Below are 15,530 nucleotides of genomic sequence, written 5' to 3'. Positions count from 1 at the left end.
TGTTGTTGATGCGGCGCCGGTCAGACCTGCTCGATGGCGCCGGTGATAAGCCCGGTCACTTCCTCCGGCGAACTGCTTGCGATCTTCTTGTCTGCGACCTTGCGGCCGCGCCTGAGCACGATCACCCGGTCCGCGACGGAGAAAACGTCAGGCATGCGGTGGCTGATCAGCACCACTGCGATGCCCTGGTCGCGCAACCGGTGGATGAGGCTCAGCACCTCGGCGACCTGTCGCACCGAGATCGCCGCGGTCGGCTCGTCCATCAGCACGATCTTCGCATTGGACAGCCGGGTGCGGGCGATGGCAACCGCCTGCCGCTGGCCGCCGGACATTTTTTTCACAAGATCGCGCGGCCGGGTCTCGGATTTCAACTCCTTGAAAAGCTCTCCGGCGCGCCGGTACATCGTCGCGTAGTCGAGAACGGCGAAAGGGCCGAAGCCGCGGCGCAACTCACGGCCGAGGAAGACGTTGGCTGCGGCGGTCAGGTTGTTGCAGAGCGCCAGATCCTGGTGGACGATCTCGATGCCGTGGCGGCGCGCCTCCACCGGCTTGTGAAGGATGAGTTCGGCGCCATCCATTTTCATCGTGCCTTCGCTCGGGCGGAAGTTGCCGGCGATCATTTTGACAAGCGTCGACTTGCCGGCGCCGTTGTCGCCCATCAGCCCGACCACTTCGCCGGGTTCGATCGACAGCGACACGTCGTTGACTGCCTGGATGGCGCCGAAATGTTTCGAGATGTTGGAAAGTTCGAGAACTGCCACCGATATTTGCCTCCCAGCAAGCTCGCGGCAGCCGGTGGTGTCGTTGCCCGACGGCGGCATTGCAGCGATTGCGTTCCCACCTCCCTGGGAAACACCGGCGCATTTACGCAAACCCTTGCGCGGGCGTCAATCAAGCTCCGGCTGAAATAAGCGCTAAAATCAGTTTTGTCGGACAAATGCCGTTGACGAAAAAAGCGCGGCGAGATTAGTTATCGATTGGAGAAGGAGTGGGCCGGTCCGTCATCTGCGTGCCGTGCAGCATCCGGCCACTCGGTCAGTCCGTGAGATTCTCCGCCAGTCCATTCGGCGGCGGGCTGAGACTTTGAAGGCTTGTCGACCTGGATGAATTGTGGGCGAGCCCGAACGGCTCACAGGACTTCCAGGCCGATTTGGTGGCGGGCACGCCGTGCCCGTCTTTTCAATGGGAGGACTGAATGAAGAAACTTGGTTTACTGGTTGCCGCGGCGGCCCTTGCGCTTTCCGCCGGGACTGCGATGGCGCAGAAAAAGCAACTCGTGATCGTCGTGAAGGGGCTCGACAATCCCTTCTTCGAGGCGATCAACCAGGGTTGCCAGAAATGGAATTCCGAGAATGCAAGCTCGGAATATGAATGCTTCTACACCGGTCCGGCATCGACCTCGGATGAAGCCGGCGAAGCGCAGATCGTGCAGGACATGCTGGGCAAGCCGTCGACCGTCGCCATCGCGATCTCGCCGTCCAACGCCAAGCTGATCGCGCAGACGATCAAAACCGCCGCTCCGACGATCCCGGTGATGACGCTCGACGCCGACCTTGCCAAGGAGGACGCCGCGCTGCGCAAGACCTATCTCGGCACCGACAACTACCTGATGGGCAAGCGCATCGGCGACTACATGAAGGAGGCGTTGCCGAAAGGCGGCAAGGTCTGCTCCATCCAGGGCAATCCCGGCGCCGACAACATCCTGCGCCGCGCCCAGGGCTGGCGCGATTCGCTGTCGGGCCAGGAGGGGCTGACCGAACTGAAGGGCGAGGGCGGCTGGACCGAGGTCGCCGGGTGCCCGGTCTTCACCAATGACGACGGTGCGAAGGGCGTGCAGGCGATGACCGACATCCTCGCAGCCAATCCCGACCTCGTGGGCTTCGGCATCATGGGCGGCTGGCCGCTGTTTGGCGCGCCGCAGCCTTACCGCGATCTGTTCAAGCCCCTGGCGGAAAAGATCGCCGCCAACGAGTTCGTCATCGGCGCCGCCGATACGATCGGCGAGGAGGTTGCGATCGCCAAGGAAGGCCTCGTCACCGCGCTCGTCGGCCAGCGGCCGTTCGAGATGGGCTACAAGGCGCCGACCGTGATGATCGACCTGATCGGAGGCAAGCCAGTCGAAGATCCGGTCTTCACCGGCCTCGATGAATGCACCAAGGACACTGCAGACACCTGCATACAGAAATAGTTGGCTGGATACGAGGCGCGCGGAACAGCCGCGCGCCTCGCTTTGCCCGACGAAGCCGGACTGCTAAGACGAATGACCGATGGAATGATGCGGGGCAAAAAGTGAAGACACCTCTGGCGCTGAAAGAGACGGCGCAGGCCGCGGAGCGCAACAGGGATCTGAGCACGTTCCGCGCCACCGGAACCAGCGTGCACGCCTCGCTGGCCAACGAGATCGGCCTCAGGATCGTCCGCGGCGACTATCCGCCCGGAACGATCCTGCCCAACGAAGCGAAGTGGTCGGAAACCTTCGATGTCAGCCGCTCGGCCGTGCGCGAAGCGATCAAGATGTTGATGGCCAAGAGCCTGCTGGCCTCGCGCCCCAAGATCGGCAGTTGGGTGGAGCCGCGCGAGCGCTGGAACCTGCTCGATCGCGACGTGCTCGCCTGGTATGCGATGGCGCCCGACCGCGGATCGTTTCTGCGGACGGTGCAGGAGTTCCGCCACATCATCGAGCCGGAGGCGACCGCGTTTGCCGCGCTTCGGCGAACCGACGAACAGATGGAGGAGATTAGCCGCAACTGCTTCGAGATGGGACGGGCGACCTCGCTGATCGAGCGCACGCGCGCCGATACGCGCTTCCATCTTGCCATCCTGCATGCCTCCGGCAACGATCTTCTGGTGCCGCTCGGCGTCCTCATCGAATCTGCGCTGGAGCACCTGTTCACCTTCACCAGCCGGGAGGTCGGCGATCTCCGTCACGCGCAGAAACTGCATGAGAACATCGAGAAGAACATCCGGCTGCAGCGGCCGGACGCGGCGCGGGCCGCCGTGCGCAAGCTGCTCGCCAACACGGACAAGATAATCGGGTCATAGCCAGCGGCCACCAACATCGCGTTACTGCGGCTGGCTTTGCGCGCGGGTGTCGGATCCCGTTGCCCGGTCGGCGTGAACGGAAAAACTGAAACGGGTTGAAAATGCAGACTTTTCGTATCGCCACTATACCGGGCGACGGTATCGGCAAGGAAGTCGTCGCGGCAGGTGTCGAAGTTCTCGAAGCTATCGCCCGGCGCGACGGTCGGTTTGAAATGTCGTTCGATTTCTTCGACTGGGGGTCCGATCACTACAGGCGCTCGGGCAGGATGATGCCCGACGACGGGCTCTCCAGGATCAAGGACCACGATGCCATCCTCTTCGGGGCTGTGGGCGCGCCCGAAGTGCCGGACCATGTTACGCTGTGGGGGCTGCGGCTCGCCATATGCCAGTCCTTCGATCAATACGCCAATGTCCGGCCGACGCGCATTCTGCCGGGCATCACCAGCCCGCTGCGCGGCGTTGCCGGAGGCGAACTCGACTGGGTCATCGTGCGCGAGAATTCGGAAGGCGAATATGCAGGGCAGGGCGGTCGCACGCATCGCGGCCTGCCCGACGAAATCGCCACCGAAGTCGCCATCTTCACCCGTTCCGGCGTCGAGCGCATCATGCGTTTCGCCTTCGAACTGGCGCGGTCGCGGCCTCGCAAGTTGCTGACCGTTGTGACCAAGTCCAACGCCCAGCGCCACGGCATGGTTCTGTGGGACGAGATCGCGGCCCAAGTCGCGGCGAACTATCCCGACGTCACCTGGGACAAGATGCTGGTCGACGCCATGACAGTGCGCATGACGCTGCAGCCGCAATCGCTGGACACCATCGTCGCCACCAATCTGCATGCCGATATTCTGTCCGACCTTGCAGCCGCGCTCGCCGGGTCGATCGGCATCGCGCCGACCGCCAATCTCAATCCGGAACGCAAATTCCCCTCCATGTTCGAGCCGATCCACGGTTCGGCTTTCGACATCACCGGAAAGGGTGTCGCCAACCCTATCGCGACATTCTGGACGGCGAGCCTGATGCTCGGCCATCTCGGGCAGGGGGATGCCGCGGCACGGCTGATGCGCGCGGTCGAACGGATAACGCGCGACACGGCTTTCCATACGCCTGATCTCGGCGGGCGGGCAACGACGCGCAGCGTCACCGACGCGGTGATCGATGCGATCAATGGCGAAAACATCTAGCTGACGGAAAACAGAGTCCGTCCAACAGTTTGGAGGCGAGTCGTGACAAAAAGAATCATGTTCACCGGTGGCAGCGGCAAGGCCGGCCGCCACGTGGTCCAATATCTCGTCGATCAGGGCCATCAGGTGCTGAACATCGACAGCAAGCCGCTCGACAATCCCAAGGTGCGCACGCTTATTGCCGACATCACCGACAGCGGACATGTGTTCAACGCGCTGTCGAGCTACATGGGACTGCACGAGTTCGACCCATCGCTGCGGTCCCAGCCGGTGGATGCCGTCGTTCATTTCGCCGCCATCCCGCGCATCATGATCACCCCCGACAACGAAGTGTTCCGCGTCAATGCGCTCGGCACCTACAATGTCGTCGAGGCGGCGGTGAAGCTCGGCATCCGCAAGATCGTCATCGCCTCCAGCGAAACCACCTACGGGCTGGTGTTCGCCAACGAGCCGCGCGATCCCGTCTATTTTCCGCTCGACGAAGACTATGATGTTGATCCGATGGACTCCTACGCCCTGTCGAAGGTGGTCAACGAGAAGACGGCGCGCGCCTTCGCCTTGCGCAGCGGCTTCGACATCTACGCGCTGCGCATCGGCAACGTCATCGAACCGCATGAATACGAACAGTTCGTACCGAAGTGGATCGCCGACCCGGCCTTCCGCAAGCGCATCGCCTGGAGTTATGTCGACGCCCGCGACCTCGGCCAGATCACCGACCTCGCGGTGAAGAAGGACGGTCTCGGCTATCAGGTCTTTAACGCTGTCAACGACGACACGTCGTCGGGTCTGCCGACCCGCGAGTTGATTGAGCGGTTCTATCCGGGCGTGCCGGTCAAAGGGGAACTCGGCGAATACGAGACCCTTCTCTCCAACCGCAAGGCGAGGGATATGCTGGGCTTTCGCCCGGCCCATGGTTGGCGCAAATAGCCTGATCTAGGATTGAAAAAGGTCGGCCGCAACGTCGATACCCCCGGGGAGAGGGTAAGGGTGACGGGCTGTTTCCGCGTCGAAAACTGTCCAGGGTGCCGCAGCAGCGCTTTCTTCCAAAGGTCTCTTTGTCGGAATTGACTTTTGTCAGCGACGATGAATAATGTCGAGGACAGGAGAGCGGCTTGATGGCGATCCGGGCCTCGGAACAGATCATTCACAAAGCGGCGTGGCTTTATTACACGCACGGGCTGCGCCAGGATGAGGTCGCCAGGCAGCTTAACATTTCGCGCGCTTCTGTCGCCATGTATCTCAAGAAGGCGCGCGATACCGGCATCGTCAACATTTCGACCTCGACGCAGCTCTTCACCGATGACGTGCTGGCGCGGCAGCTGGAAGACGTTTTCGGGCTGTCGGCCGTGTGGGTGGTGCCGCAGGAACGGCATGCGATCGACCCGGCGGCGGAAGTCCCAGCGGTGGCGGCGAGTGTCTTCATCGAACTCGTCAATCGCGGCGACCGTATCGGCGTCGCCTGGGGCCGCACGGTCTACACTATGGCGGACGTGATGTCGTTCGCCGACCTGCAGGACGTCACCGTCGTGCAGCTCTGCGGCAATCTTGGCGCGCCTTATTCCTATCGCCCGGACCAGTGCACGATGGAGATCGCCAGGCGGCTGAACGCCAAGGGCCTGAATTTCTACGCTCCGCTTGTGCTGTCCAGCGAGCCACTGGCGCAAGGATTGCGCAACGAGCCGGTTATCCGTGAGCAATTGGCGAGCGTCGCCGATTGCGATCTCGCGCTGTTTTCCGTCGGCACCGTCGATGAGGACAGCCATGTGGTGAAGTGCGGTGCGCTGAGCCCGGATGACATGCACGCCCTGCGCGACAACGGTGCGGCGGGGGTCATCGCCGGCCAGATGATCGATGCGAAAGGCGAATTGCTCGACTGCGACTACAATCGGCGGGTCATCTCGGCCGATCTCGGTTCGATCCGCTCGATCCCGAAGCGTATGATGGTGGTGCAGGAAGACAGCAAGCTCGATCCGCTGCTTGCAGCTCTTGCCGGCGGCCTCTGTTCGCATCTGGTGGTGACGGCACCCATGGCAAAACGCCTGCTGGAGCACCGGAAAAGCGATCTCCGACCTCTGTCGCAATAGGAAGACAGGCAGGGCTTATAGAAGCGGCTTCATCAGGGCCTCGAGGCCGCGCGAAGCCAACGACAACCCGAACATGACGATGTGGACGATCGAATGAAGAATCTCTGGAACGACGCCGAAGCCGAAAAGCTGGTCGCCGCCTATGCCGCGAAAGGCGTCGACCGCGACCTGGCGTTGCGCGTGTACACGACCCGGCTACTCGGCGGCGAACCCCGGCTGGTGCTGCATGGCGGCGGCAACACCTCCTGCAAGGCCACGGTTACGGATCTCGTCGGCGACCGGTGGGATGTGCTGTGCGTCAAGGGCAGCGGCTGGGACATGGCGGTGATCGAGCCGCAGGGCCTGCCGGCGGTGAAAATGACGCCGCTCCTCAAGGCACGGGCGCTCGACAGGCTTTCCGACGAGGACATGGTGGCGCTGCAACGCGCCAACCTCGTCGATCCTTCGTCGCCCAACCCCTCGGTCGAGACGCTGCTGCACGCCTTCCTGCCGCACAAATTCGTCGACCACACGCATTCCACCGCAATCCTCGCCATCGTTGACCAGGGAGATGACAGCGAAGCGCTCTCGAAAAAGGTATTCGGTGCGAAGATGGGTTTTGTGCCCTACATCAAGCCGGGCTTCGATCTCGCCAAGGCGGCGGCCGACATTTACGACGCCGATCCCACGGTCGAGGGCCTCATCCTCGACAAGCATGGCATCTTCACCTTCGGGGCGACCGCCAAGCAGGCCTACGACCTGATGATCCACTACGTGACGGTCGCCAAGCACTACGTCGCAAGGAACGGCAGGAACCCGCTGTCGCCGGTGAAGCTGCCGGCGGCAAAGGTAACGCCCGGCGATATCGCGCCGATGCTGCGCGGCGCGGTTGCGGTGGCGAAGGGCGAGGGCCGTTTCGACCGAATGGTCAGCGACTTCCGCACCTCGGAAAAGATACTCGAATTCGTCAACTCCGCCGGCGTTGCCGATTTCGCGTCGCGCGGCGTCTCGACGCCCGACCTGTCGATCCGCATCAAGACCGGCCCGATGGTGTTGCCGGCGCCGGATGGCGCCAGCCTCGGCGGCTACAAGGCGGAGATCGCCAGGCACGTCGGAAAATATGCCGCCGAATATCAGGCCTATTTCGAGGAAAACGATGCGCTCGACAACGTCAAGCGCACTATGCTCGACCCGATGCCGCGGCTGTCGCTGGTTCCGGGCCTCGGCATGTTCGGCCACGGCCGCACGCTGAAGGACGCAAAAATCGCGTCCGATGTCGGCGAGATGTGGATGGAGGCGGTGCGTGGCGCCGCGGCGATCGGCACCTTCCGGCCGCTCGCCAAGTCCGACCTCTTCCCGCTCGAATACTGGTCGCTGGAGCAGGCAAAGCTCGCCTCCAACAAGCCGAAGCCGCTGACGGGGCAGATCGTGCTGGTCACCGGCGGCGCTGGCGCCATTGGTGCTGCAACCGCAAAACTGTTCGCCCGCGAAGGCGCTCATGTCGTCGTGGTTGATCTCGATGCCGCAAAAGCTTCCGAAGTGGCGAAATCCGCCGGCAACAATTCGATCGGCGTCGGCGGCGACATCACCAAGGCGGCCGACGTACGCGCTGCCTTCGACGCGGCGGTCGCTGCCTATGGTGGCGTCGACATCGTCGTCTCCAATGCGGGTGCTGCCTGGGAAGGCATGATCGGCGATATCGACGACGCGCTGCTGCGCAAGAGCTTCGAGCTCAACTTCTTCGCCCACCAGAGCGTCGCCCAGAACGCCGTACGCATCTTCCGCCAGCAAGGTACCGGCGGCGTGCTCCTGTTCAATGCTTCGAAGCAGGCGGTCAATCCGGGCGCGAAGTTCGGCGCCTACGGCCTGCCCAAGGCGGCGACGCTGTTCCTGTCGCGGCAATATGCGCTGGAATATGGCGGCGAGGGCATCCGCTCCAACGCTGTCAACGCCGACCGCATCCGTTCCGGCCTTCTGACGGACGCCATGATCGCCAGCCGCTCCACCGCGCGCGGCCTTTCGGAAAAAGACTACATGTCCGGCAACCTGCTCGGCCAGGAAGTGACGGCCGAGGATGTCGCGCAGGCATTCCTGCACCAGGCGCTGGCCGAACGCACCACGGCGGATGTCACCACTGTCGACGGCGGCAACATCGCGGCAGCGTTGAGATAGGGTTCGCGGGAACGGCGGCGGGTTTAGCAGGCCCGCCGCATCAGGCCAGGTCGGTCAAGGCAAAGTCGTTTCCCTTGTAGACCAAGGGCGTATCGAGCGCCTTGGCGCAGGCATAGGCAAAGCAATCGCCGAAATTGAGATCGGCGGCGTGGCCGATCGCTTTGCCGTAGGTCATGCTGGCATCCAATGCGAGCGAGCCGATCTGCGGTGAAAACGGAATTTCGTCGATACGCAATCGAGCGATGAAAGCGTCAAGGATTTGGCGCGCTCCTTCCAGCGTTTCGGCCGACGGTTTGACTGATGGGCTGGTCTGTTTCCGGGCCAATGCCTGGACCGCTTCGAAGCGGACGAGCGGCGAAATGTAGAGTGACGCATCCGTTCCCAGCTTGTGGATGAGATCCTCCCAACCTTGCTCCCGGCCAAGGATCGCAACGATTGCCGAAGCATCGATGAACATCAGATGTCGCCCCACATCTCATCGGTGAAGCGCTTCATGTCGAAGTCGGGGTTTTCGGGGCCTAAAGCAGCCGCTTTCGCCTGGAGCTCGGCGATCGCCTCCATAAGCGGGCGCTTTTGGCTTGCCTGATCCAGCTGATGCTGCAAGGCAAGGCGCACAGCCTCCTTCTTGGTGGGGGTGTTCAGGACCCTCTGCACGTCGCTGGCAAGGCGGTCGACAGTTTCATCACGAATGAACAGCGCCATGGATATCCCTCCTGGATATCCAGATATACAGGCGAGATATCCATGGCGCAACAAAAGGGCGGCCCTTGGGCCGCCCTTTGCTTTCCGATGCCGAAGCAGTCGCTACTTCTTGTTCGGATTCGGCATCCAGGCCGGCATGACAACATCGGCATGGGCGAATTGCGGCATTTTCGCCGAAAGTTCTTCCATGTTCTTGATGTCGTTGTCGTTCAGGTCCTTCTGGGTGATCAGCGTTGGCGGCACGATCACGCTTTTGCCCGGATCTTCTCCGGCAATCAGCATGGCCAGCGCGCGCACGGAAACCTGGCCGACGACGGCCGGGTTGGTGGCTGCGGTTGCCGCCCAGGCGCTGCCCGGTTCGCGCATCGCCGCGATGTCCGATGTCGAAATGTCAGCCGAATAGATCTTCACGCCCGACGACAGGCCGGCCTCGTCGACTGCGATCTTCACGCCCTTGGCGAACTCGTCATAGGGCGCAAACATCACGCTGATGTCGGGGTTGGCGGAAACCACCGAACGGGCCTGGTTGGCGACCGAGTTGGCGATCGGATTGTCGAGCGTGCCGAACATCGCCTTCTCCTCAATGCCCGGATATTTCTTCTTGAAGTCCACCCAGGTTTCGTTGCGGCGGTCGAGCGGCGCGATGCCGGCGACATAGACATAGCCGGCCTTCCAGCTTTCGCCATTGTCCTTGATCGCCTGTTCGAGCGCCAGGCGCGCCAGGTCGCGGTCGGACTGCTCGACCTGCGGGATCTTGTCGTTCTCGACATTGACGTCGAAGGCTACGACCTTGATGCCGGCGTCCACCGCGCGCTGGGCGGCTTCCTTCATGCTCTCGGTCAGGCCGTGCTGGATGATGATGCCGTTCACGCCGAGGGCGATCGCCTGGTCGACCATGTCGGCCTGCAGGGCAGCGTCCTGGCGGCTGTCGAGCACGCGCAGGTCGACGCCGAGCGCCTTCGCCTGGCTCTCCACGCCCGACAGGTAGGCCTGGAAGAAATCGCCCGTCGAGAGATAGCGCACCAGCGCGATCTTGACGTTGCCGGGGTTGTCGAGCGGTGCGGGCGCGGTCTGCGCAAAAGCCGGCGCCTGCATCAGCGCGGTCGCGCCCACCAGGCCGAGGGCCAGTTTTCCGAGAGTTCTGCGGTTGATCATGTCAGTCTTTCCTCCACCTTTTCCAACGTTGAGAATCCTAGCGGCGGCCGGCGTTCGAAAGCGCGAACGTGAACACCAGCGCGACGACGAGAACGATGCCCTTGACGAAATCCTGCGTGTAGTAGGGCGCGTTCATCATGGTCAGGCCCTGCAGCAGGATGCCCACGAAGAGCGCTCCCACCGCGGTGCCGAAAGCGTTTGGTTTGGCAGCACCCAGAACGGCAAAGCCGATCAGGGCTGCTGCGACGGAATCCAGAAGCAGATTGTTACCCGAGGCGATGTCGCCGCGTCCAAGCCGGGCGGCGAGCAGAATCCCGCCGATTGAGGCGAATATGCCGGAAATCACATAGGCCCAGATCTTGTATGCCTTGACAGGCGCGCCGGCCAGTTGCGCGGCGCGCTCGTTGCTGCCGACGGCGTACATCATGCGGCCGAAACGCGTGTATTCGAGGAAGAACCAGATCGCCGCAGCGAGCACCAGAAGCACCACGACGGAAACCGGGATCAGGTTCGGGATGAAGAAGTCGAAGCGGTGGCGGCCGAGCGCCAGGAAGGCCGGGCTGAACGTGCCGCCGGCGACCGAGCCGTCAGGCATGGTCATGCCGGTGGCGATGGAGCGGCCTTCGGTCGGAATGCGCTGCAGGCCGACGAGCAGGAACATCATGCCGAGCGTCGCGAGAAGATCGGGCACGCGCATGTAGACGATGAGGAAGCCGTTGATCAGGCCGACGACCACGCCGATCAGCAGGCAGGCGGCAACAGCGACAAGCGCGTTCTGCTCGAAGATGACCATCACATAGGCTGCCGCCATCATCGCGGTCGTGGCGACGGAGCCGATGGACAGGTCGAAGCCACCGACCACCAGCGTCGCGGTGACGCCGAGCGCCAGGACGCCGGTGATGGCGACCGACTGGAAGATGAAAACAGCGCTTTGCGGTGAGGCAAAGCCATCGGCGGCAATGGCGAAATAGGCGACGAGCGCGGCAAGCAGCAGCAGGAACCCGTAACGCACGGCAAGGTCACGCGTGGTCATGTCAGAGAATGACCCCGCAAAGTTGCCAATCCGATTCCAGATCCATGCCGAACTCCTTGAATTTCTTGGCTAAGCCGCGCTCTGTGCCGGCTGTCCGGCGATCTCGGCCAGCAGGCGTTCCATGTTCAGGCTGGCATTGCGGTGCTCGCCGACGATCGTGTGTTCCGACATGACGAGGATGCGGTCGGCTGTTTCCAGCGCCTCGTCGAGTTCGGTGACGAAGATCAGCGTCGCCCGCCCTGCAGCGCTGGCACGCAGCTTCGCCGCGATGTCGCGCCGGGCGGCGATGTCGACGCCCTGGAACGGCTCGTCGAGAACGAACAGCCTTGCCTGTTCCGGCATCCAGCGGGCGACCATCACCTTCTGCTGGTTGCCGCCCGACAGTGTCGACATGTCGTCTTTCTCGGTGCGGCAGACGATGCCGAGGTCGCCGATCTGCCGGCGCGCGATGCGCCGTTCGGCGCCGCGCCGCGAGATCGCGAGGCGCGAGATGCGGTCGAGGAATGGCAGGCTGATATTCTCATAAATATTGAAGTCCGGGACGATGCCGCTCTCGGCGCGGTCCTTGGCGACCAGAAAGACGCCCGCGTCGATCGCCTGCCGCGGCGAAGCCGGCGCATAGGCGGCTCCGCCGAGCGTCATCTTCCCTTCGAGCGGCTTGCGCAGGCCAAACAGCGTTTCGGCAAGGGCCGTCTTGCCGACGCCCACCAGTCCGGTGATGGCGACCACCTCGCCATCGCCAAGGGCGAGCGAAAACGGTTTGGCTGCGTTGGCGATGCGCAGCCCGTCGGCCGAGAAGACCTCTTTCCCGGCCTCACGGATCGCCACCTGGCCGATGCCGACCTTGCGGCCCAGCATGGCGTTGACGGCGCCTTCATAGTCCAGCGGCTTGTCGTCGAAGGTGCCGGCGATCACCCCGTCGCGCAGAGAAACGATGCGGTCTGCCAGCCGTCTTATGTCCGACATGCGGTGGGTGATGTAGAGAATGGCGACGCCCTGCGCCTTCAACCGGTCGATCAGGGTGAAGAGACGGTTGGCCTCGGCGCTCGAAAGCGAGGAGGTCGGCTCGTCGAGGATCAGCACTTTCGGCTGATGCGCCATGGCGCGGGCGATCGCCACCATCTGGCGGTCGGCCAGCGACAGGTCCGGAATTTTCGCGCCGAGGTCTATGGTCAGCCCCATGCGTTCGGCGACTTCTTTCGCCTCGCGGCGTATCCGGCGCGGGTTGAAGAAGAATGAGGCGCCGGCGCCGTTCAGCCGGTCGAGCGTCAGGTTGGTGGCGACATCGAGTGCTGCGACCACCCCGTCATTGATGTTCTGGTGGACGGTGACGACTCCGGCGCGGATCGCTTCGGCGGGCGTCTGCGGGTCGAAGGGCTTGCCCTCCAGCGTCATTGTTCCGGCGTCGAGGCCGTAGACGCCACTGACAACCTTGACCAGGGTCGATTTGCCGGCGCCATTGGCGCCCATCAAAATCGTCACCTCGCCGGAGTGCAGCGCAAGTCCCACACCGCCAAGCACCTCAATCGAGCCAAAAGATTTCCTCAGGCCCGCTATGCCGAACACGGCTTCCTTGCCCATTCATTCCTCCGTGGGACAGGATGCTATGGACCGTTTCGTCAAATGTCAACTCGATTGACAATTGACAGAGTGATGGCTACGCCTACTGTATCGTCTTGCTCCGGGCGGCACTCGGAGCATAGTGGGAGGACGGGAGGAGAAGATGACAAAAACACTGTCATTCGAAGCGCTGTCCGCCGAGACGCTGCCACAGCGTCTTGGCAATACCGAGCCGCTGGCCAGCCGCATCGGCGCCGACACCAGCTGTTGGAAAGTCCGCGAGGTCGGCGACGGCAACCTCAATCTCGTCTTCATCGTGGAGGGCGCCGAAGGTGCCGCCGTGGTGAAACAGGCATTGCCTTACGTGCGCCTCGTCGGCGACAGCTGGCCGCTGCCGCTGAAGCGTTCCTTCTTCGAATATCACGCGCTGACCCGCCAGAAGGCTAGAGCAATTCCAGGAAAAGTGGTCACCGGTTTTCCGTCCGGAATGGCGGAGAAAAAAACAGGCGCCATCGTTCCGGAAATCTATCATTTCGACGAGGCGCAGGCGCTCATCGTCATGGAATATCTCTCGCCGCACATCATCCTGCGCAAGGCGTTGATCGACGGGCGCCAGCTGCCGAAGATCGCCAGGGATCTCGGGCTGTTCATGGCGCGCACCCTGTTCCGCGGCTCCGATCTTCACATGAAGGCGCGAGACCGCAAGGAAGACCTGGCTTTGTTCGCCGACAATGCCGAACTCTGCGACATCACCGAAAACCTGGTCTTCACCGACCCGTATTTCGCAGCACCCATGAACCGCCACACCTCGCCGCAACTTGACGGGCTGGTCGCCGAATTGCGTGCTGACCGTGACCTCAAGGTCGAGGCGCAGCGGCTGAAGCATCTGTTTGCCGCCAATGCCGAGACGCTGCTGCATGGCGACCTGCACACCGGCTCCATCATGGTCACCGATGGCGAGACACGCGTCATCGATCCGGAATTCGCCGTCTATGGCCCCATCGCCTTCGACGTCGGCATGGCGCTCGCCAATTTCTGGATGTCCTTCTTCTCGCAGCGCGGCCATGAGAACGCGGGCAGCCGCGACGCCATGCGGGCCTATCTGCTCGGCGTCGTCGCCGAAACCTGGTCGGTGTTCCGCACCGAGTTCGCGCATCTGTGGCGTACCGAACGCACCGGCATGCTCTACCACCGCAGCCTGTTCGAAGAACAAGGCGACACATTCGGCAGCGAGCAGGCGCTCGACCGTTTCCTGCATTCCATCTGGACGGACATGCTGGGTTTTGCCGGCGTCGAGATCCATCGCCGCATCCTCGGGCTTGCCCACAACGCCGATTTCGAAACCATCGAAAACGAAGATTTGCGGGCCGGATGCGAGGCAAAGGCGCTGAAGTTCGGCCGCCATCTCGCTGTCAATCGCCACACCATCCACAGTCTCGACGAAATCAACGCGTTGGCTGAACTGATCGAAAGGGAAAAAGTCTCGTGAACGTTGGAGACCGTCACTACCGCACGATCTGGCTGGCCGACGACGGCCGCTCGGTCGACCTGATCGACCAGCGCTGGCTGCCGCACGAACTGCGCGTCGAGACGGTCGGCACGGTCGACGGCATCGCCGTCGCCATCCGCGATATGTGGGTGCGCGGCGCGCCGCTGATCGGCGTCACCGCAGCTTATGGCATGGCGATCCAGGCGCTCGACGATCCCAGCGATACGGCCTTGCAGGCGGCGTGGGAGAAACTTCACGAAACGCGGCCCACCGCCATCAACCTGCGTTGGGCGCTTGACGAGATGATGCGGGTGCTGAAGCCGCTGCCGCCCGAAGAGCGCGCGACCGCGGCCTACAAACGGGCGGCCGAAATCGCCGACGAGGACATCGAGCTCAATCGTGGCATCGGCCGTAACGGGCTGGAGATCATCAGGAAGATCGCAGCGACGAAGAAGCCCGGCGAACCGGTCAACATCCTCACCCATTGCAACGCCGGCTGGCTCGCCACCGTCGACTACGGCACCGCCACCGCGCCGATCTACCTTGCGGCGGAAGCCGGCATTCCCATTCACGTCTATGTCGACGAAACGCGGCCGCGCAACCAGGGCGCCCAGCTCACCGCCTGGGAGATGGCCGGCCACGGCATTCCGCACACCCTGATCGTCGACAATGCCGGCGGCCATCTTATGCAGCGTGGCGAGGTCGACATGGTCATCGTCGGCACCGACCGCACGACGGCCAATGGCGATGTCTGCAACAAGATCGGCACCTACCTAAAGGCGCTCGCCGCGCACGATAATGGCGTGCCGTTCTATGTCGGCTTGCCGTCGCCGACCATCGACTGGACAGTGCATGACGGATTGAAGGAAATCCCGATCGAAGAACGTTCCGGCGACGAGGTTTCCCTTGTCTGGGGCAAGACGATATCCGGCGAGGTTGCGCAGGTGCGCATTTCTCCTGACGCGACCCCCGCCGGTAATCCGGCCTTCGATGTGACCCCGGCGCGGCTGGTCACCGGACTGATCACCGAGCGCGGCATTGCCGAAGCTTCGCCGGAAGGCCTGCTGGAGCTGTTTCCGGAACGGCGGACGAAGGCGGCATAGTCAAATCTGGCCTGGGCAGCGCTTTCGGCCGTT

General features: G+C 62.9%; 14 protein-coding genes. 8 read left to right on the top strand and 6 right to left on the bottom strand.

Features of this window, described 5'->3' with window-relative positions:
* Nucleotides 1-20 precede the first annotated feature (20 nt).
* Nucleotides 21-821 carry an ATP-binding cassette domain-containing protein gene (locus F3H98_RS02940; RefSeq protein WP_425294798.1) on the bottom strand — a complete coding sequence of 267 codons (801 nt, stop codon included), beginning with the start codon at nucleotides 819-821 and terminating at the stop codon, nucleotides 21-23.
* A 374-nt stretch (nucleotides 822-1,195) separates the two neighbouring features.
* On the opposite strand from F3H98_RS02940, the gene F3H98_RS02935 reads away from it, so the two are divergent.
* The 6 genes from F3H98_RS02935 to F3H98_RS02910 all read left to right on the top strand — a co-directional run bounded on the left by F3H98_RS02935 (nucleotide 1,196) and on the right by F3H98_RS02910 (nucleotide 8,455).
* The gene (locus tag F3H98_RS02935; RefSeq protein ID WP_149758070.1) at nucleotides 1,196-2,188 is read left to right on the top strand and encodes a sugar-binding protein; all 993 of its coding nucleotides are present in this window, start codon (nucleotides 1,196-1,198) and stop codon (nucleotides 2,186-2,188) included.
* A gap of 119 nt (nucleotides 2,189-2,307) precedes the next feature.
* Nucleotides 2,308-3,042 (top strand): FadR/GntR family transcriptional regulator, encoded by a 735-nt coding sequence (locus F3H98_RS02930; protein WP_425294807.1) that lies wholly within the window; start codon nucleotides 2,308-2,310, stop codon nucleotides 3,040-3,042.
* 101 nt (nucleotides 3,043-3,143) lie between these two features.
* On the top strand, nucleotides 3,144-4,220 hold the full coding sequence (locus F3H98_RS02925) for a tartrate dehydrogenase (protein ID WP_149758066.1): 1,077 nt from the start codon (nucleotides 3,144-3,146) through the stop codon (nucleotides 4,218-4,220).
* Nucleotides 4,221-4,262: 42 nt separating this feature from the next.
* On the top strand, nucleotides 4,263-5,147 hold the full coding sequence (locus F3H98_RS02920) for an NAD-dependent epimerase/dehydratase family protein (RefSeq protein ID WP_149758064.1): 885 nt from the start codon (nucleotides 4,263-4,265) through the stop codon (nucleotides 5,145-5,147).
* 188 nt (nucleotides 5,148-5,335) lie between these two features.
* A complete protein-coding gene (locus tag F3H98_RS02915; protein ID WP_149758062.1) occupies nucleotides 5,336-6,304 on the top strand; it encodes a sugar-binding transcriptional regulator in 969 nt (322 codons plus the stop codon).
* A 93-nt stretch (nucleotides 6,305-6,397) separates the two neighbouring features.
* Nucleotides 6,398-8,455 carry a bifunctional aldolase/short-chain dehydrogenase gene (locus F3H98_RS02910; RefSeq protein ID WP_149758060.1) on the top strand — a complete coding sequence of 686 codons (2,058 nt, stop codon included), beginning with the start codon at nucleotides 6,398-6,400 and terminating at the stop codon, nucleotides 8,453-8,455.
* Between the two features lie 40 nt (nucleotides 8,456-8,495).
* Here F3H98_RS02910 and F3H98_RS02905 read toward each other — a convergent pair whose 3' ends face one another.
* The 5 genes from F3H98_RS02905 to F3H98_RS02885 form a co-directional block, all read right to left on the bottom strand.
* On the bottom strand, nucleotides 8,496-8,912 hold the full coding sequence (locus F3H98_RS02905; RefSeq protein WP_149758058.1) for a type II toxin-antitoxin system VapC family toxin: 417 nt from the start codon (nucleotides 8,910-8,912) through the stop codon (nucleotides 8,496-8,498).
* Nucleotides 8,912-9,157, bottom strand: a complete 246-nt coding sequence (locus F3H98_RS02900) for a type II toxin-antitoxin system VapB family antitoxin (protein ID WP_149758056.1) — start codon at nucleotides 9,155-9,157, stop codon at nucleotides 8,912-8,914. The genes F3H98_RS02905 and F3H98_RS02900 overlap by 1 nt, the downstream gene beginning before the upstream one ends.
* Before the next feature lie 102 nt (nucleotides 9,158-9,259).
* The gene (locus F3H98_RS02895) at nucleotides 9,260-10,312 is read right to left on the bottom strand and encodes a substrate-binding domain-containing protein (protein ID WP_149758054.1); all 1,053 of its coding nucleotides are present in this window, start codon (nucleotides 10,310-10,312) and stop codon (nucleotides 9,260-9,262) included.
* 37 nt (nucleotides 10,313-10,349) lie between these two features.
* Nucleotides 10,350-11,345 (bottom strand): ABC transporter permease, encoded by a 996-nt coding sequence (locus tag F3H98_RS02890; RefSeq protein WP_149758052.1) that lies wholly within the window; start codon nucleotides 11,343-11,345, stop codon nucleotides 10,350-10,352.
* A 69-nt stretch (nucleotides 11,346-11,414) separates the two neighbouring features.
* Nucleotides 11,415-12,926: a sugar ABC transporter ATP-binding protein gene (locus tag F3H98_RS02885; protein WP_149758050.1), complete on the bottom strand. Its 1,512-nt coding sequence runs from the start codon at nucleotides 12,924-12,926 to the stop codon at nucleotides 11,415-11,417.
* Between the two features lie 142 nt (nucleotides 12,927-13,068).
* Between F3H98_RS02885 and mtnK the strand changes: the two genes are divergently transcribed.
* Both mtnK and mtnA read left to right on the top strand, forming a co-directional pair.
* Nucleotides 13,069-14,394: an S-methyl-5-thioribose kinase gene (gene mtnK / locus F3H98_RS02880; protein ID WP_149758047.1), complete on the top strand. Its 1,326-nt coding sequence runs from the start codon at nucleotides 13,069-13,071 to the stop codon at nucleotides 14,392-14,394.
* A complete protein-coding gene (gene mtnA / locus F3H98_RS02875) occupies nucleotides 14,391-15,497 on the top strand; it encodes an S-methyl-5-thioribose-1-phosphate isomerase (RefSeq protein WP_149758045.1) in 1,107 nt (368 codons plus the stop codon). Before mtnK ends, mtnA begins: the two co-directional genes overlap by 4 nt.
* Nucleotides 15,498-15,530: the final 33 nt, after the last annotated feature.

This window comes from Neomesorhizobium albiziae (assembly GCF_900114255.1).
Classification (GTDB): domain Bacteria; phylum Pseudomonadota; class Alphaproteobacteria; order Rhizobiales; family Rhizobiaceae; genus Neomesorhizobium; species Neomesorhizobium albiziae.
This window is presented reverse-complemented; position numbering and strand designations above follow the sequence as displayed.